This is a genomic window from Enterobacter sp. IF2SW-B1 (genome assembly GCF_001743375.1).
GTDB classification, from domain to species: domain Bacteria; phylum Pseudomonadota; class Gammaproteobacteria; order Enterobacterales; family Enterobacteriaceae; genus Enterobacter; species Enterobacter bugandensis.
Map to the genome: position 1 here is coordinate 259,970 of NZ_MJAA01000008.1, position 25,642 is coordinate 285,611.

Consider the following 25,642-nt stretch of genomic DNA (forward strand, 5'->3'; position numbering starts at 1 on the left):
GATGGCTGAGAACAAATTAAACGTTATTGATTTGCACAAACGCTACGGCGAACATGAAGTGCTGAAAGGGGTGTCGCTGCAGGCTAACGCAGGCGACGTAATCAGTATAATCGGTTCATCCGGCTCGGGTAAAAGTACCTTCCTGCGCTGCATTAACTTCCTCGAAAAGCCGAGCGAAGGCTCGATTGTGGTGAGCGGGCAGAACATCAACCTGGTGCGTGACAAAGACGGCCAGCTGAAGGTGGCGGATAAGAATCAGCTGCGCCTGCTGCGTACGCGCCTGACGATGGTGTTCCAGCATTTCAACCTCTGGAGCCACATGACGGTGCTGGAGAACGTGATGGAAGCGCCGGTTCAGGTGCTCGGCTTAAGCAAGCAGGAAGCCCGGGAACGCGCGGTGAAATACCTGGCGAAAGTGGGTATCGACGAGCGCCAGCAGATGAAGTATCCGGTACACCTTTCCGGCGGCCAGCAGCAGCGTGTCTCCATCGCCCGCGCGCTGGCGATGGAGCCTGAAGTGCTGCTGTTCGACGAACCGACCTCCGCGCTGGACCCGGAACTCGTCGGCGAAGTGCTGCGCATCATGCAGAAGCTGGCCGAAGAGGGCAAAACGATGGTGGTGGTGACGCACGAGATGGGCTTCGCCCGTAACGTCTCGAACCACGTGATTTTCCTGCATCAGGGGAAAATTGAAGAGCAGGGGCACCCTGACGAGGTGCTGGCAAACCCGCAGAGCCCGCGTTTGCAGCAGTTCCTTAAAGGATCTCTGAAATAAAGAGGGCATCAGCCCGCAGTGCAGCCCAATCGCCCGGTGACGCTTCGCTTACCGGGCCTACAAAACCCCAGGCCGGGCAAACGCAGTACCGCTCGGCATTCAGGCCGCACCACACTCCAGGCGATACACCCAGTCGTCATACCGCACGCCGTCAATCTCATACGCCTTTTCAAGCACCTGCGTGCGCACAAACCCGGCTTTCTCAAGCACCCGTACAGAGCCGCCGTTGTCCGCCAGCACGTACGCGTTAATCGCCTTCACGCCGGTCTGGTTGAACGCATAATCACACACCGCGCGCAGCGCTTCGCTGGCGATCCCTTTTCCCTGCGCGGCAGGCACAACCGTATAACCGATATCCGCCTCTTCACGATTCTCAGGACTGATTTGCAGGCCAATATCGCCCAGCGGCGTATCTTCATTCAGAAAGCGGATCACGAAGACATGCTCCGCCATCAGGCGTGCGGCAAACACGCGTCGGGTCTCTTTCTCAGGCGCAATCGCGGCCATATAGCGCATAATATCGCGGTTTTCGCGCAGCGAACGGAAGAACGCCCAGTCAGAGGGTTCGAAAGGGGTGAGATGAAGCCGGGGAGTGGTGATGGTTGCCATTGTTACGCCATTTCATCGGAACATGGCGTATCACTGTAACATATTCAGCGTACCACATCCCCCAGCGCCTCTTCTAAGTCATACCAGCGAAACGCAAACCCGGCCGCTTCCAGCCGTTTTGGCAGCGCGCGCTGACCGCCCAGCACCAGCACGGACGCTTCACCCATCAACAGCCGAATTGCCGTCGCAGGCACGCGTAATATCGCCGGGCGATGCAGGGCATGCCCCAGCGCGTGGGCAAACTGTTCATTTCGCACCGGATACGGCGCAACCATGTTAAACGGCCCGCGCAGATCGTTATCCAGCAGCCAGATAATGCCGTTCACCATATCGTCGATATGGATCCAGGCCAGGTACTGTCGACCGTTGCCGATCGGCCCGCCGAGCCCCAGCCTGAAGGGCGGAAGCATTTTACCCAGAATGCCGCCTTTCGGCGCAAGCACTACGCCGGTACGCAGCAGGCAGACGCGGGTATTATCGCTTTGCGCCGCGCAGGCGATGCGCTCCCACTGGGCGCAGAGTTTATGGGTGAACTCGTTGTGGGGCGGCTCTTCCTCGGTCACCACCACTTCGCCGAGATCGCCGTAATAGCCCGTTGCAGAGCCTGAAATCAGCACCGACGGCGGGGTCTGGCTGTTGCGAATCAGCTCAACCAGTTTCTCAGTTATGTTCCAGCGGCTGCTGCACAACCGCTGTTTCTGCTCTTCGGTCCAGCGCTTATCGGCGATGGGTTCACCCGCAAGGTTGATGACGGCGTCGAAGCCGTCCAGATTCTGCCGATCGGCCAGCCCTTTCCAGATATCGACCCCCGCGCCCAGCACCTGGCGCGCTTTCTCCGGGCTGCGGGTCACTACGGTAATGTCGTGATGCAGCGCCTGCAAACGCGCAATGAGATGGCGCCCAATCAGGCCTGTACCGCCGGTCAGCAGAATCTTCATACAACCTCCAGGTTTACGCCTGGCGTCGCCAGCTTAACGTCATGGAGACGGAGTCGGCATAGCGCAGGGCGTGAAGTTTATCGATCTCTACTTCAGCATAAGTGACCCAGTGATGGTCGCGTGCGATATCGAGCACATCCTGAGTTAATTTCTCCAGCAGCGAGAAGCGGTTATTTTCCACGTACTGGATGATGTTTTTGGTTATCGTGCGATAGTTCAGCGCGTCATTGATGTCTTCGCTGGCCCGCGCTTTGTCTGCCGGGTAGTGAATCACCACATTAATGACAATATCCTGACGGTTGGCAATCTCTTCCTCTTTGATACCAATGAACGTGCGCAAGCGTAAATTTTTTATACGAATAATAGCGTCTGGCTGTGACATTGCAGGTCTTCTCCGTGTCAGTATTTCCCGCCCATAATACATGAGAGCCTCTCAGCCACCCAGCCTCATAGGTGATTAAACCTGCTGGATTTTTTGCATTGCGCGTTCGGTGGCCGGGCGGGTCCGGATACGCTCAAACCAGTTGTTCACCGCCGGGTAAGACGCTAAGTCAATCCGGTGTTTATCATGCGTATTTACCCACGGCCAGCAGGCGATATCGGCAATGCTGTAATGGTCGCCCCCAAGCCACGGCGTTTTCTCCAGCCGCTGGTTCAGAACGCCGTAAAGACGCTGGGTTTCAACCTGATATCGCTCAATGGCGTAAGGAATGGTCTGAGGCGCGAAGGCGGTGAAGTGGTGGTTCTGCCCCAGCATCGGCCCAAAGCCGCTTGACTGCCAGAAAAGCCACTGCAGAGTGTGGTGACGCTCGCGCAGTTCACCGCTCAGCAGCTTGCCGGTTTTCTCTGCCAGATAAAGCAAAATTTCACCGGATTCAAACAGGCTTAACGGCCTGCCTCCGTCCGCCGGCTGGCTATCAATAATGGCCGGAATTTTATTGTTGGGCGAGATAGCCAAAAACACAGGGTTGAACTGTTCGCCTTTGCTGATATCCACGCGGATGATTCTGTAATCCAGTTCGGCTTCTTCGAGAAAGAGGGTGATCTTGTGGCCGTTTGGGGTAGGGGCGTAATAAAGGTCAATCATTCTCAACTCCTGTCCATGCAAATAGTGGTGCCATGACAAATGAGTATAGGTGCTTGTTGTAAATCGTGAGTTTTCATCAAGTGACAGCGAAGCAAAGAGATTATATGTTGAGTAAAAACCGATCAGCCGATGAGGATGTTATGAACCAGCCCGTAATTACATTGTGGTCCGATGCAAATTTCTTTTCTCCCTATGTTATGAGCGTTTACGTCGCGCTGGCCGAAAAGGGACTCTCTTTTACGCTGAAGACTGTCGATCTCGACGGTGGTGAACACCTCAAACCCCAGTGGCAGGGTTACGACCTGACGCGACGCGTGCCGGTGCTGGAACTGGATGGTTTTGCACTGAGCGAATCCTCGGCTATCGATGAATATCTGGAAGATCGTTTTGCGCCGCCGGAGTGGGAGCGCATCTATCCTCACGATCTGCAAAAGCGCGCCCGCGCCCGGCAGATCCAGGCGTGGCTGCGTAGCGACCTGGTGCCGATTCGCGTCGAGCGCTCCACGGATGTCGTGTTTGCCGGTGTGAAAAAGCCAGCGCTCAGCGCAGAAGGCGTCGAAAGCGCGCAAAAGCTGATTGAAACTGCAGCCTCGCTGCTCGCTCACGGCAACCCGAACCTGTTCGGTGAATGGTGTATTGCGGATACCGATCTGGCGCTGATGCTGAACCGTTTGATTCTCAACGGCGATGAGGTCCCTCAACTGCTGGTGGACTATGCGGCGTTCCAGTGGCAGCGAGCCTCCGTACAGCGCTATGTGGCACTCTCCGCTAAGCGCGCGGGCTGATAAGCCCTGACGCTTCAGGTATGATAAGGGGAGTTTTTTTACCAGGGAGTGACGGATGAAACTGATGTTTGCGTCAGATATCCATGGATCGCTGCCCGCGACCGAGCGAGTGCTTTCTCTGTTTTCGCAAAGCGGGGCCCAATGGCTGGTGATTCTGGGGGATGTGTTAAATCATGGTCCGCGTAATGCGCTGCCGGAAGGCTATGCCCCGGCGCAGGTGGCGGAAAAGCTTAACCCGTTTGCCTCGCGCATTATCGCCGTTCGCGGTAATTGCGACAGCGAAGTCGACCAGATGCTGCTGCATTTTCCCCTTACCGCGCCATGGCAACAGGTTCTGCTGGAAAACAGCCGCCTGTTTCTGACCCACGGACACCTTTTCGGCCCGGATAATCTCCCGGCGCTCGCGGCTGGCGATGTCCTGGTTTACGGCCATACTCATATTCCGGTGGCTGAAAAACGCGGTGAGATTTATCACTTTAATCCGGGGTCGGTCAGCATCCCGAAAGGCGGATATCCTGCGAGCTATGGCCTGCTGGATGGAAATACCCTGAGCGTTATCGCACTTAATGATCAGCAAGTTATTGCGCAGGTAGCGATTAATCCGTAAGTTACACCACAACTGCAAACGCGCCGAAAGAGCGCTTAGACGAGAAGGTTTCCCGATGGTGGAGCAGAATCATTTGGCAAGTACTGAATGGGTTGACATTGTCAGCGAAGAAAATGAAGTGATCGCGCAGGCGAGCCGCGAACAAATGCGTGCAGAGCGCCTGCGTCACCGTGCAACGTACATCGTTGTGCATGACGGCATGGGCAAGATTCTGGTCCAGCGCCGCACGGACACCAAAGATTTTCTTCCGGGCATGCTTGATGCCACCGCAGGCGGCGTCGTGCAGGCCGATGAAGTGCTGCTGGATTCCGCACGTCGTGAAGCGGAAGAAGAGTTAGGTATCGCCGGGGTGCCGTTTGCCGAGCACGGGCAGTTCTATTTCGAAGACGAACATTGCCGCGTCTGGGGTGGACTGTTTAGCTGCGTTTCCCATGGGCCTTTCGCCCTGCAGGAAGAGGAAGTGAGCGAAGTCTGCTGGATGACGCCGGAAGAGATTACCGCCCGCTGCGACGAGTTCACGCCGGATTCGTTAAAAGCGCTGGCGCTGTGGATGACCCGCAACGCCAAAAACGAATCCGCTAAGCCGGAAAACAAAGCGGAAAAAGAGGAAGAGGCTGAGTAAGCCTTAACAGCTTTCCCGCAGACACAGGCTGGACGCGATGGGTTTTTGGTCGCGCCAGTCTCCGTCATTCAGACGTTCCAGTAGCGCTTTACCTGCCTCAATCCCAATCTTTCGATGCGGTACCGCCATCGTCGTCAGCGGCGGCTGGCAGACGCGGCTCACGTCGCTATCGCCAAAGCCCACGACAGCCAGATCGTCCGGCACTTTAATGCGTCGACGCTGACACTCATACAGCGCGCCGCAGGCCAGCTCATCTGATACGCACACCAGCGCATCCAGCTCCGGCCACGCCAGCAAGAACTCTGGCAGTTGTGCCGCGCCGGTCGAGAAGCTCGGCGGGATCGCCGCGTTAATCACCCGGTTCGGCGACAGATGATGGCGCAGCATCGCCTTGTACCAGCCCTGCAAATGCTGCTGGAAAATCCACTGCTCCTGGTTTGCGCACAGCAGGCCGATATTCTGGTAGCCGCGCCTAATCACCATTTCCGTCAGCTCGTACATGGCCGCCACGTTATCGATCCCGATATTCATATCGATCGGATCGGCGCGCATCGCACCCATCTCCATTACCGGAATCGAGGCGTTTTTCAGCCAGTGGCGAACGGTGTCGGTGTGCTCGACGCTGAGCAAAATCGCGGCGGCGATATTTGACGCCAGCAGGGTCTCAAGCAGCTTCTCTTCCTGCTCAAGCCGATGCTGGGACTCTGCCAGCATAATCTGGTATCCGGCGGGCTGCAGCACCTGCTGTAGGCCCGCAAACATTTCAGAGCAACCGGCTTCGGAAAGGTTGGGAACAACCATCGCAATCGTCCATGAGGACGCGGATGCCAGTGCGCTGGCGGCGAGATTGGGCATATAACCCAGCTCCTGCACCGCAGCTTCAATTTTTTCACGCAGTTTATCGGAAACCTGTTCGGGCGTGCGGAGCGCACGGGAGACGGTCATCGTGCCGACTCCGGCAAGCTGCGCGACATCAGCGAGCGTGACTTTTCCGGTACTGCGCCGTTTTCGGGTTAAAGACATACACCTTCCTGCTGACCAGACGCGTTCTTTTTTCCTTCATTTCAGGTGACAGGCAGTATACGCCTTAAATCCCTTTTTTTGCTGTGATTTCACACCATGATTACATTTTGATAGCGCTATCACATTTCTGCATGTTGGTAATTGGTAGCGCTATCTTTGTGATCCCGATCGCAGTCAATGATTGATGGGTTGAATAAAGTTTGCCCATCTTTAGCGTTTGGCGGGAGGGAAAATGCTCAAAAATTGGATATATGATACAACCATCACGCTGCAGGATAGCGTGGAAAGCTGGCCACAGGCGCTGGAGATATGCGCGAAACCGCTGCTGGATCTGCAGGTGATTGCACCGGAATACGTGACGGCAATCATTCAGCAGCACCATACGTTAGGACCCTATTATGTGCTGGCACCAGGGCTAGCCATGCCGCATGCGCGGCCGGAGGAAGGCGCCAAAGGACTGGGCTTGTCATTACTAAAACTAAAACAGGGCGTCTCTTTTGGTGCCGGAGAGTTTGACCCTGTCGATCTGATTATTATGCTTGCGGCACCGGATAAACATAGCCATATCGAAATGATATCCGCGCTCGCTGAATTATTTTCCAGCGACGAAGATATGGAGAAATTACATCAGGCGAATACCCTGGAGGACATTAAAACCATTATTGACCGCTTCTGATTTAATTTTTTAATCCGATTATTCACAACATTACGCGCCAGCGTGATGGGGCGTGCTCTACTCAAAATAAGGGGACAACGATGAAAATCATGGCTATTTGCGGTTCTGGCCTGGGCAGCAGTTTTATGGTCGAAATGAACATTAAAAAAGTGCTTAAAAAGCTGGATATTGAGGCCGAGGTTGAACACTCCGATCTCTCCTCCGCCACGCCGGGCGCGGCGGACCTGTTCGTGATGGCGAAAGACATTGCGGCCAGCGGCAGCGTGCCGGAAAGCCAGCTGGTGGTGATCAACAACATCATTGATATCAACGAACTCGAAGCGCAGCTGCGCGCCTGGTTCGACAGACAATAACCCTGATAAGGCGAGGTGGATATGTTTATCCTTGAAACGCTGAATTTCGTTGTCGATATTTTAAAAGTCCCTTCGGTGCTGGTGGGTTTAATTGCGTTAATTGGTCTGGTCGCGCAGAAAAAAGCATTTTCTGATGTCGTAAAAGGCACAATTAAAACGATTCTCGGCTTTATTGTACTGGGCGGTGGCGCCACGGTGCTGGTGGGGTCGTTAAACCCGTTAGGCGGCATGTTTGAGCACGCTTTTAATATCCAGGGCATTATTCCAAACAATGAAGCGATTGTGTCGATCGCGCTGGAAAAATACGGTGCCTCGACCGCGCTGATCATGGCCTTCGGCATGGTGGCGAACATTGTCGTCGCGCGCTTTACCCGCCTGAAGTACATCTTCCTGACCGGGCACCACACCTTCTACATGGCGTGCATGATCGGCGTGATCCTGACGGTCGCGGGCTTTGAAGGGGTGGGGCTGGTCTTTACCGGTTCACTGATCCTCGGCCTGATTATGGCCTTTTTCCCGGCGATTGCGCAGCGCTATATGAAGCGTATTACCGGCAACGATGAGATCGCCTTCGGTCATTTCGGTACGCTGGGCTACGTGCTGTCCGGCTGGATTGGCAGCAGGGTCGGCAAAGGCTCGCGCTCCACCGAAGAGATGAACCTGCCGAAAAACCTCAGCTTCCTGCGCGACAGTTCGATCTCCATCTCCCTGACCATGATGATTATCTACCTGATCATGGCGGTAAGCGCCGGGCGTGAGTACGTGGAGTCCACCTTCAGCGGCGGGCAAAACTACCTGGTCTACGCCATCATCATGGCGATCACCTTCGCGGCGGGCGTGTTCATCATCCTGCAGGGCGTGCGCCTGATTCTGGCGGAAATCGTCCCGGCCTTTACCGGCTTCTCAGAAAAACTGGTGCCGAACGCGCGTCCGGCGCTGGACTGCCCGGTGGTCTACCCGTATGCGCCAAACGCGGTGCTGATTGGCTTCCTGTTCAGCTTCCTCGGGGGAATTGTGGGGTTGTTGATCTGCGGTCAGTTTAGCTGGGTGCTGATCCTGCCGGGCGTAGTGCCGCACTTCTTCACCGGCGCAACGGCGGGCGTGTTCGGTAACGCCACCGGTGGACGCCGCGGGGCAATGATAGGCGCCTTTGCTAACGGCCTGCTGATTACCTTCCTCCCGGTCCTGCTGCTGCCGGTACTGGGTGCGATTGGCTTTGCTAACACCACCTTCTCGGACGCCGACTTCGGCGCGGTCGGGATTGTGCTGGGCAACCTGGCGCGCTTCCTGTCACCGCTTGCCATCACCGGGCTGGTTGTGGCGCTGTTCGCGCTGCTGGTGGCCTACAACATCTTCGCGAAAAACAAACCTGCGGGTAGTAACGCGCAGGAAAATACCGGAGCCAAATCATGAATGAGAACGAGATAACCGAACTGGCGCGTCAGATCCGTCTTGAAACCCTCAAATCCCTGACGCAGCTGGGCTTTGGGCACTACGGCGGCAGCATGTCGGTGGTGGAAACCCTGGCGGTGCTGTACGGCGCCGTGATGAAGATCGACCCGGCGGATCCGGACTGGCCTGAGCGCGATTACTTTGTGCTGTCGAAAGGTCATGCAGGCCCGGCGCTCTACAGCACCCTGGCGATTAAGGGCTACTTCCCGGTTGAAGAGTTGAGTACGCTGAACCAGAACGGCACGCGTCTGCCCAGCCACCCGGACCGTCTGAAAACGCGCGGCGTGGATGCCACCACCGGCTCGCTGGGGCAGGGGATCTCCATTGCGGGCGGTATGGCACTCTCGCACAAGCTGGCCGGGCGACCGAATCGGGTCTTCTGCATCGTTGGCGACGGCGAGCTGAACGAAGGCCAGTGCTGGGAAGCGTTCCAGTTTATCGCTCACCATCGTCTGAACAACCTGACCGTGTTCGTGGACTGGAACAAACAGCAGCTCGACGGCGAACTGGACGAAATCATCTGTGCCTTCGACCTGGAGGGCAAATTCCGCGCCTTTGGCTTTGACGTGGTGACGGTCAAAGGGGACGACATTCCGGCACTGCTGAAGGTGACTTCAAGGGTACCGGAGGCCGATGCGCGTCCGCGGGTGGTGATCCTCGACAGCATCAAAGGGCAGGGCGTGTCTTACCTGGAACAGCTCAGCAACTCGCACCACCTGCGATTGACCGCGGAGAGCAAAGCGGCCCTCAATGAGACGATTCGCCAACTGGAGGCTTCACATGATTAAGGTTGCACCGGCAGGACAGAAAGACGCCGTTGAGATGCGCAAGGTCTACGCGGGCTTTGTGGCAAAGCAGATTGAGGCCGGCAGCGAGATTATCGCCCTGGAAGCGGACCTGATGAGTTCAATGGCGATGGACGGCGTAGCGCGCGATTATCCGCAGCACGTGATTAACTGCGGCATTATGGAGGCCAACGTCATCGGCACTGCGGCGGGGCTGTCGCTCACCGGCCGTAAGCCGTTCGTGCACACTTTCACCGCGTTTGCCAGCCGTCGCTGCTTCGACCAGCTGTTTATGTCCCTGGACTACCAGCGCAACAACGTGAAGGTGATTGCCTCGGATGCGGGCGTGACGGCCTGCCACAACGGCGGGACGCATATGTCCTTCGAGGATATGGGCATCGTGCGCGGTCTGGCGCATTCGGTGGTGCTGGAAGTCACCGATGCGGTGATGTTCGAGGATGTGCTGCGCCAGCTTATCGATCTCGAAGGCTTCTACTGGGTACGCACCATCCGCAAGCAGGCGCCGAGCGTCTATGCGCCGGGCTCAACCTTTACCATTGGCAAAGGCAACGTGTTGCGCGAGGGAAGCGATATCACGCTGATTGCCAACGGCATCATGGTGGCGGAAGCGCTGGAAGCGGCGCGCCAGCTTGAACAGGAGGGGGTTAGCGCAGCGGTCATCGACATGTTTACCCTGAAGCCTATCGATCGGATGCTGGTGAAAAACTATGCCGAGAAAACCGGGCGCATCGTCACCTGCGAAAACCACAGTATTCACAACGGTCTCGGGTCAGCGGTGGCGGAAGTGCTGGTGGAGACCTGCCCGGTGCCGATGCGTCGCGTGGGCGTGAAGGAGCGTTACGGCCAGGTGGGCACACAGGACTTCCTGCAAAAAGAGTATGGCCTGACGGCGCATGACATTGTGTCGGCGGCGCGGGAGCTGCTGTAATAAAAAAAGGCGACCAATTAAGTGGTCGCCTTTCTTGCCGGATGGCGCTTCGCTTATCCGGGCTACAAGACCGTAGGCCCGGTAAGCGCTAGCGCCACCGGGCTTTTTAACATTACTGCTGCTGCGAAGACTGAATTGCTGTCAGCGCGATGGTGTAGACGATATCGTCAACCAGCGCACCACGGGACAGGTCGTTCACAGGCTTGCGCATGCCCTGCAGCATTGGCCCGATGGAGATCAGGTCGGCAGAACGCTGTACCGCTTTGTAGGTGGTGTTACCGGTGTTCAGATCCGGGAAGATGAACACGGTAGCGCGACCGGCAACCGGCGAGTTCGGCGCTTTGGATTTCGCCACGTCAGCCATTACCGCGGCGTCATACTGCAGCGGGCCGTCGATCATCAGATCGGGACGTTTTTCCTGCGCAATACGGGTCGCTTCACGGACTTTCTCTACGTCGCTACCTGCACCAGAGGTGCCGGTGGAGTAGGAGAGCATCGCTACGCGTGGTTCAATACCGAAGGCAGTCGCGGAGTCCGCAGACTGGATAGCGATTTCTGCCAGCTGTTCTGCGGTAGGATCCGGGTTGATCGCGCAGTCGCCGTAAACGTAAACCTGTTCAGGCAGCAGCATGAAGAACACGGAGGAGACCAGCGAGCTGCCCGGTGCGGTTTTGATCAGCTGCAACGGTGGACGGATGGTGTTCGCGGTGGTGTGAACCGCACCGGAAACCAGACCGTCAACTTCGTCCTGCTCCAGCATCAGCGTGCCCAGCACGACGTTGTCTTCCAGCTGCTCGCGCGCAACGGCTTCGGTCATGCCCTTGTTCTTACGCAGCTCAACCAGACGGGCAACGTAGCTTTCGCGAACCACTTCCGGGTCAACGATTTCAATGCCAGCACCCAGCTCAACGCCCTGAGACGCCGCAACGCGGTTGATCTCATCCGGGTTACCCAGCAGCACGCAGGTCGCGATACCGCGCTCTGCACAGATGGCCGCCGCTTTAACGGTACGTGGCTCGTCGCCTTCTGGCAGAACCACGCGTTTGCCCGCTTTACGCGCCAGCTCGGTCAGTTGGTAGCGGAAGGCTGGAGGAGACAGACGGCGGCTGCGCTCGGAGGTCGCGGTCAGGGATTCGATCCAGTCTGCGTTGATGTAGCCCGCAACGTATTCCTGAACTTTCTCGATACGCTCATGGTCATCAACCGGCACTTCCAGGTTGAAGCTTTGCAGGCTCAGAGAGGTCTGCCAGGTGTTGGTGTTCACCATGAAGACTGGCAGGCCGGTAGCGAACGCACGCTCGCACAGCTTGCTGATGCGCGCGTCCATTTCGTAGCCGCCGGTCAGCAGAATTGCACCGATTTCCACGCCGTTCATCGCCGCCAGGCAGGCAGCAACCAGCACGTCCGGACGGTCTGCGGAGGTCACCAGCAGGGAACCTGCGCGGAAGTGCTCCAGCATGTGAGGAATGCTGCGCGCGCAGAAGGTCACGGACTTCACGCGGCGGGTGTTGATATCGCCTTCGTTAACGATGGTCGCGTTCAGGTGACGCGCCATATCGATTGCACGGGTGGCAATCAGATCGAAGCTCCATGGCACTGCGCCGAGTACAGGCAGCGGGCTGGATTCCTGCAGCTTTGCCGGATCAACCTTGATGACTTTCGCTTTGGAAGAGTCGTCGAAGATTTCGGACAGGTCAGGACGCGTACGGCCCTGCTCATCCACTGGCGCGTTCAGCTTGTTCACGATCACGCCGGTGATGTTGGTATTTTTCGCGCCGCCGAAGCTGCTGCGCGTCAGTTCGATACGCTCTTTCAGCTGCTCTGGGGTATCAGTCCCCTGAGACATCACGAAAACGATCTCTGCGTTCAGGGTTTTCGCGATTTCAAAGTTCAGGGACTGGGCAAACTGGTGTTTGCGGGTCGGGACCAGGCCTTCAACCAGCACCACTTCCGCGTCCTGCGCGTTAGCGTGGTAGTTGGCGATGATCTCTTCCATCAGCACGTCTTTCTGGTTGCTGGAGAGCAGAGACTCAACGTGGCTCATCTTCAGCGGTTCAGCCGCAGGAAGATTGGAATTCTTACGCACGATGGTGGTGGTCTGGTCTGGCGCATCGCCACCGGCACGAGGCTGGGCAATAGGCTTAAAGACGCTCAGACGAACGCCTTTGCGTTCCATAGCGCGGATCACGCCGAGGCTGACGCTGGTCAGGCCGACGCTGGTTCCGGTAGGGATCAGCATAATAGTACGGGACACGGTTTATCCTCTTTCGTTACCGCCGCATTGGGCGGGTTACAAAACAGCACCGCCAGCATTGCTGGCGGTGTGGAATCAGGCAGTCAGGCGGCACGCGTCTTGCGCGATGACCAGCTCTTCGTTAGTTGGGATAACGATAGCCGGGCGGGTGCCTTCTTTGTTGATGAAGCCAGACTTGCCGAAGCGGGCAGCCAGGTTACGCTCGTGATCGACTTCGAAGCCCAGAACGCCCAGTTTGCCCAGGGACAGTTCACGTACCATTGCCGCGTTCTCACCAATGCCACCGGTGAAGATAACCGCGTCCAGACGACCGTCCATCAGCGCGGTGTAAGAACCGATGTACTTCGCCAGACGGTGGCAGTAAACGTCCATTGCACGCTTCGCGTCTTCTTTGCTGTCGTAGTTGTCTTCAACGTAACGGCAGTCGCTGGTGACTTCGGTCAGACCCAGCAGGCCAGACTCTTTGGTCAGCATTTTGTTGATGTCGTCAACGCTCATGCCCAGAGTGTCGTGCAGGTGGAAGATGATCGCCGGGTCGATATCACCGGAACGGGTACCCATCACCAGACCTTCCAGCGGGGTCAGACCCATAGAGGTATCAACACATTTACCGTTGCGGATAGCAGAAACAGAACCACCGTTGCCCAGGTGGCAGGTGATGATGTTGACTTCTTCAACCGGCTTGTTCAGGACTTTTGCGGCTTCCTGAGTCACATAGAAGTGGCTGGTGCCGTGCGCGCCGTAGCGACGTACGCCGTGCTCTTTGTACAGGCTGTACGGCAGGGCATAGAGGTAAGACTCTTCCGGCATGGTCTGATGGAACGCGGTGTCAAACACGGCCACGTTTTTGTCTTTCAGATTCGGGAAGGACTTCAGCGCTTCAGCGATACCGATCAGGTGCGCCGGGTTATGCAGCGGAGCAAAAGAGGCAGAGTCTTTGATGCCCTGGATAACAGAGTCGTCGATGACAACGGAGCTGGTGTATTTTTCGCCGCCGTGGACGATACGGTGACCAATCGCAGTCAGCTGAGCAGACAGTTCTGGTTTTTGTGCCAGAATAGTGTTAACGATAAAGTTCAGCGCTTCACTGTGAGCGGCGCCTGCACCTAAAGCCGCTTCTTGTTTGCTGCCGTCCATCTTCCACTTGATACGTGCTTCAGGCAGATGGAAACATTCGGCCAAACCAGAGAGGTACTCGTCACCGTTGAGCGCATCGATGATGGCGAATTTCAGTGAAGAGCTACCGCAGTTCAGAACCAGTACTAACTTACTCGACATGGAAGTACCTATAATTGATACGTGGCTAAAAAAACGTCAATGAGCCTAAAAGCGTAACGCAAGCTGACCCAGACGTTTATGATTAACATCATGCCAAACGAACATTCTGGCAGGATGGAAGAAATACCTATGATTTTAAGCCATTTTGAACATTTTTCAGACAATGGCATAATATGCGATAATTTGACGAGTTAACGCTTCTCGTCTACGGCCCTATCAGGCTGGCACAGAATACCCGATACGGGGTAGCGATGACAAAATATTTTGAACGTTGTCATAGCCTGTTGTGGTTTTGCACAAAAATTTTAATTTTTATATGTGAAGTTGAGGTACAGCCATGTCGACACCCGAAATCCCGTCCGTGAGCTTTTTCAGTCTGTTTCGTCGGGGACAGCATTACGCAAAGACGTGGCCAATGGAAAAGCGCCTTGCGCCAATGTTTATTGAGAATCGCACGATCCGCGCCACGCGCTATGCGATTCGCTTTATGCCTCCGGTCGCTATCTTTACTCTGTGCTGGCAAATCGCCCTCGGTGGACAGCTTGGTCCTGCCGTCGCAACGGCGCTCTTCGCGTTAAGCCTGCCGATGCAGGGGCTGTGGTGGTTAGGCAAACGCTCCATTACGCCGCTTCCGCCTTCAATTTTACACTGGTTTTATGAAGTGCGTGGAAAACTGGAGGAGGCCGGGCAGGCGCTGGCCCCGGTTGAAGGCAAGCCGGATTACCAGGCGCTGGCGGACACGTTAAAGCGTGCTTTTAAGCAGCTGGATAAAACATTCCTCGATGACTTGTGATTGATCATCGAAACGACTAACAAAAGAAGGCACAGTAACACACCGTTACCGTGTCTTTTTTTTACAGTGCAATGCGCTACAGGAGTCGAAAGATGGAAATGACCCATGCTCAACGTCTGATTTTGTCTAACCAGTACAAGATGATGACTATGCTTGATCCCGATAACGCTGCGCGCTACAGCCGCCTGCAAACCATCGTCGAACGCGGTTTTGGTTTGCAAATGCGCGAACTGGACCGCGAGTTTGGCGAGCTGAAAGAAGAAACCTGCCGCATCGTGATCGACATTATGGAGATGTATCACGCTCTGCACGTCTCCTGGACGAACCTCAAAGACCAGCAGACCATTGATGAACGTCGCGTGACCTTCTTAGGCTTTGATGCCGCGACGGAAGCGCGCTATCTGAGCTATGTTCGCTTTATGGTGAACACCGAAGGGCGCTACACCCATTTTGATGCGGGAACGCACGGCTTCAACGCCCAAACCCCCATGTGGGATAAATATCAACGTATGCTGAGCGCGTGGCACGCCTGCCCGCGTCAGTACCATTTAAGCAGCAACGAAATTCAACAAATCATTAATGCCTGACGGAGGTGCGTGTGCAGTGTAAAGGTTTTCTGTTTGATCTGGACGGTACGCTGGTGGATTCGCTGCCGGTGGTGGAGCGTTCTTGGTGCCACTGGGCCGACCGGCACGGCATCGACCATAAGGACGTGCTGAATTTTATCCATGGCAAACAGGCCATTACCTCATTGCGGCACTTTTTAGCGGGGCGTTCTGAGGAAGAGATCCAGGCGGAGTTCAGATACCTGGAGCAGATTGAGGCCACCGACACCGAGGGCATTACCGCGCTGCCCGGGGCGCGCGAACTGCTTGAGCATCTGAATGAAGCGCAAATCCCGTGGGCTATCGTCACCTCCGGCTCTGTTCCGGTCGCGCATGCCCGCCATAAGGCGGCCGGTTTACCGAAGCCTGAGGTGTTCATTACGGCTGAGCGCGTTAAACGCGGCAAGCCGGAGCCGGATGCGTTTCTGCTTGGTGCAGAAATGCTGGGCTTCGCGCCTGCAGAGTGTGTGGTGGTGGAAGATGCGGCCGCTGGCGTGCTGGCCGGGCTGAACGCCGGGAGCCACGTCATTGCCGTTAACGTTCCGGCGGGATCTCCACGCCTGGACGAGGCGGACTTTGTGATTCATTCTCTGACGGCGCTGGCGGTGTCAAAAGCGCCCGACGGAGTTGTAACCGTCTCGCTAAAAATGTAATCCCATGATATAGCCCCACGCTGCTGGGGCTTTTTTATGGCAAAATTTCTCATCTTCCACTGACAAGGATAGGTTGTGAACGGTGAACTGATCTGGGTTCTGAGCCTGCTTTTAATCGCCATTATTCTCTTCGCCACAGGCAAGGTGCGCATGGATGCCGTCGCCCTGTTTGTCATCGTCGCGTTTGTGCTGAGCGGCACGCTCACGCTACCGGAAGCCTTCTCCGGGTTCAGCGACCCCAACGTTATCCTTATAGCTGCCCTGTTTATCATCGGCGACGGCCTTGTTCGCACCGGCGTGGCGACCATCATGGGCGCGTGGCTGGTTAAGGTGGCCGGCAGCAGTGAAACCAAAATGCTGATCTACCTGATGCTGACGGTCGCCGGATTGGGGGCGTTTATGAGCTCAACGGGCGTGGTCGCTATTTTTATCCCGGTGGTGCTGAGCGTTTCAATGCGGATGCAGAGCTCGCCGTCGCGCCTGATGATGCCCCTGAGCTTTGCCGGTTTGATCAGCGGAATGATGACGCTGGTGGCGACGCCGCCGAACCTGGTTGTCAACAGCGAGCTGATTCGTGAAGGGTTTCAGGGCTTCAGCTTTTTCAGCGTCACCCCGCTTGGGCTGGTGATTCTGGCGATGGGCGTGGTCTACATGCTGCTGACCCGTTTTGCCCTGAAGGGCGACAAACAGGATAAGAACAAAGAGGGGTGGAAGCGACGTACCTTCCGCGATCTGATCAAAGAGTACCGCCTCACCGGGCGGGCGCGCCGTCTGGCCATTCGCCCCGGCTCGCCGATGGTCGGCCAGCGGCTCGACGACCTTAAGCTGCGCGAGCGTTATGGCGCGAACGTGATCGGGGTTGAGCGCTGGCGTCGTTTTCGCCGGGTGATCGTTAACGTGAACGGGGTATCAGAGTTCCGCGCGCGTGATGTCCTGCTTATTGATATGTCAACGGCGGACGTGGATCTGCGAGAGTTCTGTAGCGAGCAGCTGCTGGAGCCGATGGTGCTACGCGGCGAGTATTTCTCCGACCAGGCGCTGGATGTGGGGATGGCCGAAGTGTCGCTGATACCGGAATCGGAACTGCTGGGTAAAACCGTGCGTGAAATGGGTTTCCGTACCCGCTATGGCCTGAACGTAGTGGGGCTGAAGCGTGATGGCGTGGCGATGGAAGGGGCCGTCGTCGATGAGCCGATCCTGCTGGGAGATATCTTTCTCGTGGTCGGCAACTGGAAGTTGATAAGCCAGCTCGGGCAAAAAGGGCGTGATTTTGTGGTGCTCAACATGCCGGTCGAGGAGAGCGATGCCTCCCCGGCGCACAGCCAGGCGCCTCATGCGATTTTCTGTCTGGTGCTGATGGTGGCGCTGATGCTGACCGATGAAATCCCTAATCCGGTCGCGGCCATTATCGCCTGCCTGCTGATGGGGAAATTCCGCTGCATTGACGCCGAAAGCGCGTATAAAGCCATTCACTGGCCGAGCATTATTCTTATCGTCGGGATGATGCCCTTTGCCCTGGCACTGCAAAAAACCGGCGGGGTGGATCTGATCGTAAAAGGCTTGATGGACGTGGGCGGCGGGTATGGACCGTACATGATGATGGTCTGTCTGTTTGTCATGTGCGCCACGATAGGGTTATTTATCTCGAATACCGCGACGGCGGTGCTGATGGCGCCCATTGCGCTGGCGATGGCGAAATCCATGGGGGTGTCGCCGTACCCGTTTGCGATGATGGTCGCGATGGCGGCATCCGCGGCGTTTATGACGCCGGTTTCATCGCCGGTGAACACGCTGGTGCTGGGGCCGGGGAATTATAAGTTCAGCGATTTCGTGAAGCTGGGCGTGCCGTTCACCGTGCTGGTGATGGTGGTGTGCGTGGTGTTAATTCCGGTTTTATTCCCGTTTTAGCGTGAGCGCAGAAACGTAGGCCGGGTAAGGCGAAGCCGCCACCCGGGTAAAATTACAACGGTGAATCCTGGCTAATCTCGTCCAGCGATAGATGGAAGCTCGGCACAAATACCTGCATGAAGTAGTCCATCTCTTCGCTACGGCGGGATTCCAGCGTTTTTTCCAGACGCGTTTTCGCCAGTAAAAACTCATTATTGCCCGCAGACAGCTCTTCCAGACACTTCAGATAGGCGCACAGCGCGTCGGCCTGTTTGACCAGCGACTTTTCATCTTCCGTATACTGATGCTCGTCGATGAGCGGTTCAAAGATATCGCGCAGCTCTTCGGGCACCATCTCGATAAGCTTCTGCTGGGCAATCTTCTCGATAGCCTTATATTCCTGAGCAATCTGAGAATTGAAATATTTCACTGGGGTAGGCAGGTCGCCGGTCAGCACCTCTGATGCGTCGTGGTACATCGCCAGCAAAGCGATGCGCTCGGCATTCACCTGCCCGTTAAATTTGCGATTCTTAATGGCAGCCAGCGCATGAGCAACCATAGCAACCTGCAGGCTATGCTCAGACACGTTCTCTGTACGCACGTTGCGCATCAGCGGCCAGCGGTTGATCAGTTTCAGGCGGGAGAGGTGGGCAAAGAAATGGCTCTGACTCATAGGTTACCTTTTGTCTTCACTGCGACAGGACTTCATTGTGCGGGGAGGGGAGGGAAGATGCAAATCAGGCTACCGAAGTAGCCTGATTTTAAGATTACTGATGGTATCCAGAGAGGAATCGCCCGAAGCGGCTGATAGCCATTTCGAGATCGTCTTCACGTGGCAGGGTCACGATACGCACGTGGTCCGGCCACGGCCAGTTAAACGCCGTCCCCTGAACCAGCAGCACTTTTTCCTGCAACAGGAAATCGAGCACCATTTTCTGATCGTCGTGGATATTGAAGCGCTTCGCGTCAATTTTCGGGAACATATACAGTGCCCCGTTCGGCTTCACGCAGGAGACGCCCGGGATATCGTTGATCAGTTCCCATGCGCGGTTACGCTGTTCGTACAGGCGACCGCCAGGGACGATAAACTCACTGATGCTCTGGTAGCCGCCCAGCGCCGTCTGGATCGCGTGCTGCGCAGGCACGTTGGCGCAAAGACGCATCGACGCCAGCATCTCAAGCCCTTCAATATAGCCTTTTGCGTGCTTTTTCGGGCCGTTCAGCACCATCCAGCCCTGACGGAAACCGGCCACGCGGTAGGTTTTAGACAGTCCGTTAAAGGTGACGGTCAGCAGGTCGGGCGCCAGCGCGGCGATAGAGTGGTGCTGCGCCGCGTCGTACAGGATCTTGTCGTAGATTTCGTCAGCGAAGATGATCAGGTTGTGCTGGCGGGCGATCTCCACGATCTCCATCAGCAGCTCTTTTGAATAGACCGCGCCCGTCGGGTTGTTCGGGTTGATGATCACAATCCCACGCGTGTGAGGCGTGATTTTCGCGCGAATGTCATCCAGATCCGGGAACCAGTCAGAGGATTCGTCGCAAAGATAATGTACCGCTTTACCGCTGGAGAGCGATACGGCAGCGGTCCACAGCGGATAGTCCGGCGCGGGAACCAGCATTTCGTCACCGCTGTTCAGCAGCGCCTGCATGGCCTGAACGATAAGTTCGGAGACGCCGTTGCCGATATAGATATCTTCGACGGTAACGTCACGCATACCGCGCGCCTGGTAGTGCTGCATAATGGCTTTACGGGCGGAGTAAAGTCCCTTTGAGTCACAATAGCCTTGTGCCGTAGGCAGGTTGCGGATCACATCAACCAGAATTTCATCCGGCGCTTCAAAACCAAATGGCGCGGGGTTGCCGATGTTGAGCTTCAGAACCTTGTTGCCTTCTTCTTCAAGGCGTTTTGCCTCTTTCAGAACCGGGCCACGGATGTCATAACAGACGTTATCTAGCTTGCTGGATTTTTCGATAGGGGACATGAACCTTTAACCTTTTCGCTATTATTGCCACTCCCTGCCGTGGAAGTCAGCACGGAATAATGTACTCCCCCCACGCTTCGTTTTGAAGGGTGTGCAGAAGAAGATTTTGTGCCCATAGCGAAATTGTGATGAATCTTTTTAACTATTGACTGTCGCTTTCACCGCCTTAACGTCATGTACAAACCATAAATAAAGGTTGATTGTGCTAAGAATTTATGTGAATTATGTATATTGTTCTGATGGAAAATAAAAAACGCGCAGACAACAAGCAGAAGTTGCGCTGGGTGACATTTCGTAAAACCTGAGTGTTGAAGGGACCTTGCAGTAATAGCCCGGAGCGGCTAAAAGTTAATCATGTGAAATTAATGTTAAGTGTTATTAATGAATGACCATAATCTAAATTAAAATTTATTTATTATTAACCAACAAAATGCAACTTTAGTTAATTCTAATAAAATTAGTTTAGAAGCTTAACAAACCTCTTTAATCCCGAATATTGCAATAAGACTTATAAATAAAGTGGATTTGGGTTAAGATGTCTATACGGAAAGCAGTAGAAAGATGCAGTGGTTTTGCATTTTTGAAACTGATTTTTCGGTTTAATTGATTGTTATTGTTGGAGTTATCTCTGGCTGGAATGTGTCAAACATCTCCTGCTACGTTGACAGCGCTGCGAAAAAGATGGCAGAAAAAGTGTTACGCCTTTAATGTAATTTACATAACCCTGCGAACATCTAAATATCCTGAACGTTTAAGAGAATAAAATAACGTCATGAAACGTGCTTTCTGACTGTTGATATAAAGCAGCACAATAACTATCTGTCAGGCAGTCTGCCGGGCCGGGATGCGAGGGAAAACCTTCAGAAGGAATTGCTTAACTGTTACACACAGCTTCAACCCGGGCAGCTCCGCACGAGCAACCTGAAAGTGAATAGATATGATAAATGCAAATCGTCCGATAATGAATCTCGACCTCGATCTGCTGAGAACGTTTGTTGCGGTCGCCGATCTCAACACTTTTGCAGCAGCTGCTGCCGCCGTCTGCCGAACTCAGTCCGCCGTTAGCCAGCAAATGCAGCGGCTGGAGCAACTGGTTGGGAAAGAGCTTTTTGCCCGTCACGGGCGTAATAAGCTCTTAACGGAACACGGTATTCAGCTACTGGGTTATGCCAGGAAAATTCTTCGCTTTAATGATGAAGCATGTATGTCATTAATGTTTAGCAACCTTCAGGGGGTGTTAACCTTAGGGGCATCTGATGAGTCAGCGGATACAATATTGCCGTTTCTTCTCAACCGAATTAGCTCGGTTTATCCGAAGCTTGCGCTGGATGTGAGCGTAAAACGTAATGCCTTTATGGTTGAGATGTTAAATGAGAACAAGGTCGACCTGGTGGTCACGACGCATCGTCCCGGACAGTTTGATTGTCTGACCTTGCGCACATCGCCAACGCACTGGTATTGCGCAGCGGAATACGTGTTGCAAAAAGGGGAACCCGTACCGCTTGTTTTACTGGACGATCCGAGTCCTTTCCGGGATATGGTGCTTACGGCGTTAAATGAAGCCAACATTCCGTGGCGTCTGGCCTATGTAGCGTCCACGCTGCCTGCGGTGCGTGCCGCCGTGAAAGCGGGTCTTGGCGTAACGGCCCGTCCGGTAGAGATGATGAGCCCCGATCTGCGCGTTCTCGGTAAATCTGATGGTCTCCCAGCGCTGCCGGATACCGAGTATCTGCTTTGCCATAACGCGTCCAGTCATAACGAGCTGGCGAAGGTGGTGTTTGAGGCGATGGAAAATTACCATAACCCATGGCAGTTCGAGCATGTTACCTCCGAAGGGGGGGATGATTCCCTGATCGTTGAAGGTGACTTTGAGTGATCAAAAGCTCAAAATTCTGGTAACAAATTGTAAGTGTAAAAAAAAGCCACTCGTGCCGTTTTCGCACGCAGTGGCTTTTTTTTGCCATTATTATCCTCTTTCGTAACAGGGTTTTCATAAATAAAACATACATATCAAGGGAATAAATGCTTCTGCTTAAATCTTGTTCACTTTCCGTTCTAACTTCATCCATAACCCCTTGATGTTAAAAAAGCAGCAAATATGTTGCCGGTTTTTTGGGTGAATTAACAAAAGCGTGTCTCAGATCAAGAAAATACTCCTATTTGGGGGGAGGAATCGTTGGCAAATCCTGTCAAAATAGGAGGGTTATTTTTTTTACTTCCAAAACGGACACGATTCAACAACATGCATTTGACGAAAAGTCAGGTAACCACCAGGGTTAAAGGGCACCAAATGTTAATGAGAATCGCTCGATGTAATTTAATGTGAAGAAACCTTTGTTAAAGTTGACAATAGGTTATAGAAAGGAGTAAAAAACCCCATCATTTTGCTGTCTACGTCTCATTTCAGACAGTTAGTGTAAGGTTATTTGTTCCTCCCCATGAATCGATGTGATGCCCATCTGCCAGCAAGAGCAGTGTCGTCGGTATCACTTTTGATGAGTAAGCAATGAGTATGTCAACATCCACAGAAGTCATCGCTCATCACTGGGCATTCGCAATCTTTCTTATTGTAGCCATTGGCCTGTGCTGCCTGATGTTAGTCGGCGGCTGGTTCCTGGGCGGTCGCGCCCGTGCAAGGCACAAAAACACACCTTTCGAATCAGGTATTGATTCAGTAGGTTCCGCTCGCTTACGCCTGTCTGCCAAGTTCTATCTGGTAGCGATGTTCTTCGTCATCTTTGACGTGGAAGCGCTCTACCTGTTCGCATGGTCGACCTCCATTCGCGAAAGTGGTTGGGTGGGCTTTGTCGAGGCCGCAATTTTCATTTTAGTGCTACTGGCCGGTCTGGTTTATCTGGTGCGTATTGGCGCGCTTGACTGGACGCCTGCGCGTTCACGTCGTGAACACATCAACCCGGAAAACAGTATCTCTAATCGTCAGCAGTAACAGCGAGGCAATAAGATGGATTATACGCTCACCCGCATAGATCCTAACGGTGAGAATGACCGTTACCCCCTGCAAAAACAGGAGATCGTAACCGACCCCCTGGAGCAAGAAGTCAACAAAAGCGTGTACATGGGCAAACTCGAACATGCCATGCACGATATGGTCAACTGGGGTCGTAAGAACTCCATCTGGCCATACAACTTTGGCCTTTCTTGCTGCTACGTTGAAATGGTGACGTCATTCACTGCGGTGCATGACGTTGCGCGTTTTGGGGCCGAGGTACTTCGTGCTTCCCCGCGTCAGGCTGACCTGATGGTGGTGGCCGGTACCTGCTTTACCAAAATGGCACCTGTTATTCAGCGTCTGTATGACCAGATGCTGGAGCCAAAATGGGTTATTTCCATGGGCGCATGTGCAAACTCCGGCGGTATGTACGACATTTATTCCGTTGTACAGGGCGTTGATAAGTTCATTCCGGTGGATGTTTACATCCCGGGCTGCCCGCCGCGCCCAGAAGCCTATATGCAGGCGCTGATGCTGCTGCAGGAGTCTATCGGTAAAGAACGTCGCCCACTCTCATGGGTTGTTGGCGATCAGGGTGTCTATCGCGCGAACATGCAGTCCGAGCGCGAGCGTAAACGTGGTGAACGTATTGCCGTCACCAACCTGCGTACGCCTGACGAAATTTAATTTGCGCCTGTAGGCCTGGAGAAAACCTTCGCATATCACTACTCAAATAGCGCGAAGCCAGGCTTAACAGTCACCACGGACCATTTGCAATGGTGAACAATATGACCGACTTAACCGCGCAAGAAGCCGCCTGGCAGACCCGGGATCATCTTGATGACCCCGTTATTGGCGAACTGCGCAACCGTTTTGGGCCGGATGCCTTTACCGTTCAGGCGACCCGCACCGGGGTACCCGTTGTTTGGGTGAAGCGTGAACAATTGCTGGAAGTTGTCGATTTCCTCAAGAAATTGCCAAAACCTTACGTCATGCTGTTTGACTTACACGGCATGGACGAACGTCTGAGAACGCACCGCCAGGGTCTCCCTGCTGCGGATTTTTCCGTTTTCTACCACCTGATCTCAATAGACCGCAACACGGATATCATGCTCAAGGTGGCATTGTCTGAAAACGACATGCATCTGCCGACGATCACCAAACTTTTCCCGAACGCTAACTGGTATGAGCGTGAAACCTGGGAAATGTTCGGCATGACCTTCGACGGCCACCCGCACCTGACGCGCATCATGATGCCGCAGACCTGGACCGGCCACCCGCTGCGTAAAGACTACCCGGCACGTGCGACCGAATTCGATCCGTTTGAGCTGACCAAAGCCAAGCAGGATCTGGAGATGGAAGCGCTGACCTTCAAGCCGGAAGACTGGGGCATGAAGCGCGGTACTGAAAACGAGGACTTCATGTTCCTCAACCTCGGTCCGAACCACCCGTCTGCGCACGGTGCATTCCGTATTATTCTTCAGCTTGATGGCGAAGAGATTGTCGACTGCGTCCCTGACATCGGCTACCACCACCGCGGTGCTGAGAAGATGGGCGAGCGTCAGTCCTGGCACAGCTACATTCCGTATACCGACCGTATCGAGTACCTCGGCGGGTGCGTAAACGAAATGCCATACGTGCTGGCCGTTGAGAAACTGGCAGGCATCACCGTACCGGATCGCGTTAACGTGATTCGCGTTATGCTGTCAGAACTGTTCCGCATCAACAGCCACCTGCTGTACATCTCTACGTTCATTCAGGACGTGGGCGCGATGACCCCAGTCTTCTTCGCCTTTACCGATCGTCAGAAAATCTACGATCTGGTGGAAGCGATTACCGGCTTCCGTATGCACCCGGCCTGGTTCCGTATCGGCGGTGTGGCACACGATCTGCCGCGCGGCTGGGACCGCCTGCTGCGTGAATTCCTCGACTGGATGCCGAAGCGTCTGGCGTCTTACGAGAAAGCCGCGCTGCGCAACACCATCCTGAAAGGCCGTTCCCAGGGCGTTGCTGCCTATGGCGCGAAAGAAGCGCTGGAGTGGGGGACTACAGGTGCTGGCCTGCGCGCGACCGGTATTGATTTCGACGTGCGTAAAGCCCGTCCTTACTCTGGCTACGAGAACTTCGACTTTGAAGTGCCGGTTGGCGGCGGTGTGTCCGACTGCTACACCCGCGTGATGCTGAAAGTGGAAGAGCTGCGCCAGAGTCTGCGCATCCTTGAGCAGTGCCTCAACAACATGCCGGAAGGCCCGTTCAAGGCGGATCACCCGCTGACCACGCCGCCGCCGAAAGAGCGCACGCTGCAGCATATCGAAACCCTGATCACCCACTTCCTGCAGGTTTCCTGGGGCCCGGTCATGCCGGCGCAAGAATCCTTCCAGATGATTGAAGCGACCAAGGGTATTAACAGTTACTACCTGACCAGTGACGGCAGCACCATGAGCTACCGTACCCGCGTGCGTACGCCGAGCTTTGCGCACCTGCAGCAGATCCCGTCCGCCATCCGCGGCAGTCTGGTCTCTGACCTGATTGTGTATCTGGGTAGTATCGATTTTGTTATGTCAGATGTGGACCGCTAA

At 54.9% G+C, this 25,642-nt stretch carries 26 protein-coding genes; 17 read left to right on the forward strand and 9 right to left on the reverse strand.

Annotation, left to right across the window (positions count from 1 at the left end; all coding sequences use genetic code 11):
- Position 1 precedes the first annotated feature (1 nt).
- Positions 2-775 carry a histidine ABC transporter ATP-binding protein HisP gene (hisP, locus tag A6013_RS17150; protein ID WP_028016220.1) on the forward strand — a complete coding sequence of 258 codons (774 nt, stop codon included), beginning with the start codon at positions 2-4 and terminating at the stop codon, positions 773-775.
- 99 nt (positions 776-874) lie between these two features.
- Here the strand turns inward: hisP and A6013_RS17155 are convergent, their stop codons facing one another.
- From A6013_RS17155 to yfcG, 4 genes are all read right to left on the reverse strand, one after another.
- On the reverse strand, positions 875-1,384 hold the full coding sequence (locus A6013_RS17155) for a GNAT family N-acetyltransferase (protein ID WP_047367996.1): 510 nt from the start codon (positions 1,382-1,384) through the stop codon (positions 875-877).
- A 44-nt stretch (positions 1,385-1,428) separates the two neighbouring features.
- On the reverse strand, positions 1,429-2,322 hold the full coding sequence (locus A6013_RS17160; protein ID WP_047367995.1) for a TIGR01777 family oxidoreductase: 894 nt from the start codon (positions 2,320-2,322) through the stop codon (positions 1,429-1,431).
- 13 nt (positions 2,323-2,335) lie between these two features.
- Positions 2,336-2,704 carry a dihydroneopterin triphosphate 2'-epimerase gene (gene folX, locus A6013_RS17165; RefSeq protein ID WP_028013950.1) on the reverse strand — a complete coding sequence of 123 codons (369 nt, stop codon included), beginning with the start codon at positions 2,702-2,704 and terminating at the stop codon, positions 2,336-2,338.
- A gap of 75 nt (positions 2,705-2,779) precedes the next feature.
- Entirely contained in the window at positions 2,780-3,409 is a 630-nt protein-coding gene (yfcG, locus tag A6013_RS17170) for a GSH-dependent disulfide bond oxidoreductase (RefSeq protein ID WP_028013949.1), read from the reverse strand.
- A gap of 140 nt (positions 3,410-3,549) precedes the next feature.
- Between yfcG and yfcF the strand changes: the two genes are divergently transcribed.
- The 3 genes from yfcF to yfcD are packed head-to-tail and all read left to right on the forward strand — an operon-like array spanning position 3,550 to position 5,423.
- Positions 3,550-4,194: a glutathione transferase gene (gene yfcF / locus A6013_RS17175; protein ID WP_069733477.1), complete on the forward strand. Its 645-nt coding sequence runs from the start codon at positions 3,550-3,552 to the stop codon at positions 4,192-4,194.
- Between the two features lie 55 nt (positions 4,195-4,249).
- Positions 4,250-4,801 (forward strand): phosphodiesterase, encoded by a 552-nt coding sequence (gene yfcE / locus A6013_RS17180; protein ID WP_028013947.1) that lies wholly within the window; start codon positions 4,250-4,252, stop codon positions 4,799-4,801.
- 55 nt (positions 4,802-4,856) lie between these two features.
- Positions 4,857-5,423, forward strand: a complete 567-nt coding sequence (yfcD, locus tag A6013_RS17185; RefSeq protein WP_006811396.1) for an NUDIX hydrolase YfcD — start codon at positions 4,857-4,859, stop codon at positions 5,421-5,423.
- Between the two features lie 3 nt (positions 5,424-5,426).
- Here the strand turns inward: yfcD and A6013_RS17190 are convergent, their stop codons facing one another.
- Complete coding sequence (locus A6013_RS17190; protein WP_069733478.1) at positions 5,427-6,446, reverse strand: LacI family DNA-binding transcriptional regulator; 1,020 nt, start codon at positions 6,444-6,446, stop codon at positions 5,427-5,429.
- Positions 6,447-6,678: 232 nt separating this feature from the next.
- Here A6013_RS17190 and A6013_RS17195 point away from each other — a divergent pair, with 232 nt between their 5' ends.
- From A6013_RS17195 to A6013_RS17215, 5 genes are all read left to right on the forward strand, one after another.
- Entirely contained in the window at positions 6,679-7,122 is a 444-nt protein-coding gene (locus A6013_RS17195) for a PTS sugar transporter subunit IIA (RefSeq protein WP_069733479.1), read from the forward strand.
- An 80-nt stretch (positions 7,123-7,202) separates the two neighbouring features.
- Positions 7,203-7,475: a PTS sugar transporter subunit IIB gene (locus A6013_RS17200; protein ID WP_069733480.1), complete on the forward strand. Its 273-nt coding sequence runs from the start codon at positions 7,203-7,205 to the stop codon at positions 7,473-7,475.
- A gap of 21 nt (positions 7,476-7,496) precedes the next feature.
- A complete protein-coding gene (locus A6013_RS17205; RefSeq protein WP_045631476.1) occupies positions 7,497-8,888 on the forward strand; it encodes a PTS ascorbate transporter subunit IIC in 1,392 nt (463 codons plus the stop codon).
- Positions 8,885-9,715: a transketolase gene (locus A6013_RS17210; protein WP_069733481.1), complete on the forward strand. Its 831-nt coding sequence runs from the start codon at positions 8,885-8,887 to the stop codon at positions 9,713-9,715. Before A6013_RS17205 ends, A6013_RS17210 begins: the two co-directional genes overlap by 4 nt.
- Positions 9,708-10,661, forward strand: a complete 954-nt coding sequence (locus tag A6013_RS17215; RefSeq protein ID WP_045259691.1) for a transketolase family protein — start codon at positions 9,708-9,710, stop codon at positions 10,659-10,661. Before A6013_RS17210 ends, A6013_RS17215 begins: the two co-directional genes overlap by 8 nt.
- Positions 10,662-10,773: 112 nt before the next feature.
- Here the strand turns inward: A6013_RS17215 and pta are convergent, their stop codons facing one another.
- Together pta and ackA are read right to left on the reverse strand one after the other, a co-directional pair.
- A complete protein-coding gene (gene pta, locus A6013_RS17220; RefSeq protein ID WP_069733482.1) occupies positions 10,774-12,915 on the reverse strand; it encodes a phosphate acetyltransferase in 2,142 nt (713 codons plus the stop codon).
- Positions 12,916-12,990: 75 nt separating this feature from the next.
- Positions 12,991-14,193, reverse strand: coding sequence for an acetate kinase (gene ackA / locus A6013_RS17225; protein WP_041908924.1), 1,203 nt, complete (start codon positions 14,191-14,193; stop codon positions 12,991-12,993).
- Between the two features lie 337 nt (positions 14,194-14,530).
- Here ackA and yfbV point away from each other — a divergent pair, with 337 nt between their 5' ends.
- The 4 genes from yfbV (at position 14,531) to A6013_RS17245 (ending at position 18,152) form a co-directional block, all read left to right on the forward strand.
- Positions 14,531-14,986: a terminus macrodomain insulation protein YfbV gene (gene yfbV / locus A6013_RS17230; RefSeq protein WP_028013938.1), complete on the forward strand. Its 456-nt coding sequence runs from the start codon at positions 14,531-14,533 to the stop codon at positions 14,984-14,986.
- A 92-nt stretch (positions 14,987-15,078) separates the two neighbouring features.
- Positions 15,079-15,573, forward strand: coding sequence for a YfbU family protein (locus A6013_RS17235; protein WP_003861461.1), 495 nt, complete (start codon positions 15,079-15,081; stop codon positions 15,571-15,573).
- 11 nt (positions 15,574-15,584) lie between these two features.
- Positions 15,585-16,244, forward strand: coding sequence for a sugar phosphatase (locus A6013_RS17240; protein WP_063437057.1), 660 nt, complete (start codon positions 15,585-15,587; stop codon positions 16,242-16,244).
- A 75-nt stretch (positions 16,245-16,319) separates the two neighbouring features.
- Positions 16,320-18,152 (forward strand): SLC13 family permease, encoded by a 1,833-nt coding sequence (locus A6013_RS17245; RefSeq protein WP_028013936.1) that lies wholly within the window; start codon positions 16,320-16,322, stop codon positions 18,150-18,152.
- A 52-nt stretch (positions 18,153-18,204) separates the two neighbouring features.
- Here the strand turns inward: A6013_RS17245 and yfbR are convergent, their stop codons facing one another.
- Positions 18,205-18,804, reverse strand: coding sequence for a 5'-deoxynucleotidase (gene yfbR, locus A6013_RS17250; RefSeq protein ID WP_028013935.1), 600 nt, complete (start codon positions 18,802-18,804; stop codon positions 18,205-18,207).
- Positions 18,805-18,898: 94 nt separating this feature from the next.
- Positions 18,899-20,113, reverse strand: a complete 1,215-nt coding sequence (alaA, locus tag A6013_RS17255) for an alanine transaminase AlaA (protein WP_069733483.1) — start codon at positions 20,111-20,113, stop codon at positions 18,899-18,901.
- A 937-nt stretch (positions 20,114-21,050) separates the two neighbouring features.
- Between alaA and lrhA the strand changes: the two genes are divergently transcribed.
- The 4 genes from lrhA to nuoC all read left to right on the forward strand — a co-directional run bounded on the left by lrhA (position 21,051) and on the right by nuoC (position 25,642).
- Positions 21,051-21,989: a transcriptional regulator LrhA gene (lrhA, locus tag A6013_RS17260; RefSeq protein WP_028013934.1), complete on the forward strand. Its 939-nt coding sequence runs from the start codon at positions 21,051-21,053 to the stop codon at positions 21,987-21,989.
- 630 nt (positions 21,990-22,619) lie between these two features.
- Positions 22,620-23,060, forward strand: a complete 441-nt coding sequence (gene nuoA, locus A6013_RS17265; RefSeq protein ID WP_014171000.1) for an NADH-quinone oxidoreductase subunit NuoA — start codon at positions 22,620-22,622, stop codon at positions 23,058-23,060.
- A gap of 15 nt (positions 23,061-23,075) precedes the next feature.
- Positions 23,076-23,750, forward strand: a complete 675-nt coding sequence (nuoB, locus tag A6013_RS17270; RefSeq protein ID WP_003861482.1) for an NADH-quinone oxidoreductase subunit NuoB — start codon at positions 23,076-23,078, stop codon at positions 23,748-23,750.
- Positions 23,751-23,839: 89 nt separating this feature from the next.
- A complete protein-coding gene (gene nuoC, locus A6013_RS17275; protein ID WP_028013933.1) occupies positions 23,840-25,642 on the forward strand; it encodes an NADH-quinone oxidoreductase subunit C/D in 1,803 nt (600 codons plus the stop codon).

Excerpts from the sequence above, each read along its gene's own strand:
- A6013_RS17155 (WP_047367996.1), bottom strand. The coding sequence starts at position 1,384 with ATGGCAACCATCACCACTCCCCGGCTTCATCTCACCCCTTTCGAACCC.
- A6013_RS17195 (WP_069733479.1), top strand. The coding sequence starts at position 6,679 with ATGCTCAAAAATTGGATATATGATACAACCATCACGCTGCAGGATAGC.
- A6013_RS17160 (WP_047367995.1), bottom strand. The coding sequence starts at position 2,322 with ATGAAGATTCTGCTGACCGGCGGTACAGGCCTGATTGGGCGCCATCTC.
- A6013_RS17200 (WP_069733480.1), top strand. The coding sequence starts at position 7,203 with ATGAAAATCATGGCTATTTGCGGTTCTGGCCTGGGCAGCAGTTTTATG.
- folX (WP_028013950.1), bottom strand. The coding sequence starts at position 2,704 with ATGTCACAGCCAGACGCTATTATTCGTATAAAAAATTTACGCTTGCGC.
- nuoC (WP_028013933.1), top strand. The coding sequence starts at position 23,840 with ATGGTGAACAATATGACCGACTTAACCGCGCAAGAAGCCGCCTGGCAG.
- alaA (WP_069733483.1), bottom strand. The coding sequence starts at position 20,113 with ATGTCCCCTATCGAAAAATCCAGCAAGCTAGATAACGTCTGTTATGAC.
- A6013_RS17205 (WP_045631476.1), top strand. The coding sequence starts at position 7,497 with ATGTTTATCCTTGAAACGCTGAATTTCGTTGTCGATATTTTAAAAGTC.
- A6013_RS17235 (WP_003861461.1), top strand. The coding sequence starts at position 15,079 with ATGGAAATGACCCATGCTCAACGTCTGATTTTGTCTAACCAGTACAAG.
- yfcG (WP_028013949.1), bottom strand. The coding sequence starts at position 3,409 with ATGATTGACCTTTATTACGCCCCTACCCCAAACGGCCACAAGATCACC.
- A6013_RS17210 (WP_069733481.1), top strand. The coding sequence starts at position 8,885 with ATGAATGAGAACGAGATAACCGAACTGGCGCGTCAGATCCGTCTTGAA.
- yfcE (WP_028013947.1), top strand. The coding sequence starts at position 4,250 with ATGAAACTGATGTTTGCGTCAGATATCCATGGATCGCTGCCCGCGACC.
- ackA (WP_041908924.1), bottom strand. The coding sequence starts at position 14,193 with ATGTCGAGTAAGTTAGTACTGGTTCTGAACTGCGGTAGCTCTTCACTG.
- yfbV (WP_028013938.1), top strand. The coding sequence starts at position 14,531 with ATGTCGACACCCGAAATCCCGTCCGTGAGCTTTTTCAGTCTGTTTCGT.
- yfbR (WP_028013935.1), bottom strand. The coding sequence starts at position 18,804 with ATGAGTCAGAGCCATTTCTTTGCCCACCTCTCCCGCCTGAAACTGATC.
- hisP (WP_028016220.1), top strand. The coding sequence starts at position 2 with ATGGCTGAGAACAAATTAAACGTTATTGATTTGCACAAACGCTACGGC.
- yfcD (WP_006811396.1), top strand. The coding sequence starts at position 4,857 with ATGGTGGAGCAGAATCATTTGGCAAGTACTGAATGGGTTGACATTGTC.
- A6013_RS17190 (WP_069733478.1), bottom strand. The coding sequence starts at position 6,446 with ATGTCTTTAACCCGAAAACGGCGCAGTACCGGAAAAGTCACGCTCGCT.
- yfcF (WP_069733477.1), top strand. The coding sequence starts at position 3,550 with ATGAACCAGCCCGTAATTACATTGTGGTCCGATGCAAATTTCTTTTCT.
- nuoA (WP_014171000.1), top strand. The coding sequence starts at position 22,620 with ATGAGTATGTCAACATCCACAGAAGTCATCGCTCATCACTGGGCATTC.
- lrhA (WP_028013934.1), top strand. The coding sequence starts at position 21,051 with ATGATAAATGCAAATCGTCCGATAATGAATCTCGACCTCGATCTGCTG.
- nuoB (WP_003861482.1), top strand. The coding sequence starts at position 23,076 with ATGGATTATACGCTCACCCGCATAGATCCTAACGGTGAGAATGACCGT.
- A6013_RS17215 (WP_045259691.1), top strand. The coding sequence starts at position 9,708 with ATGATTAAGGTTGCACCGGCAGGACAGAAAGACGCCGTTGAGATGCGC.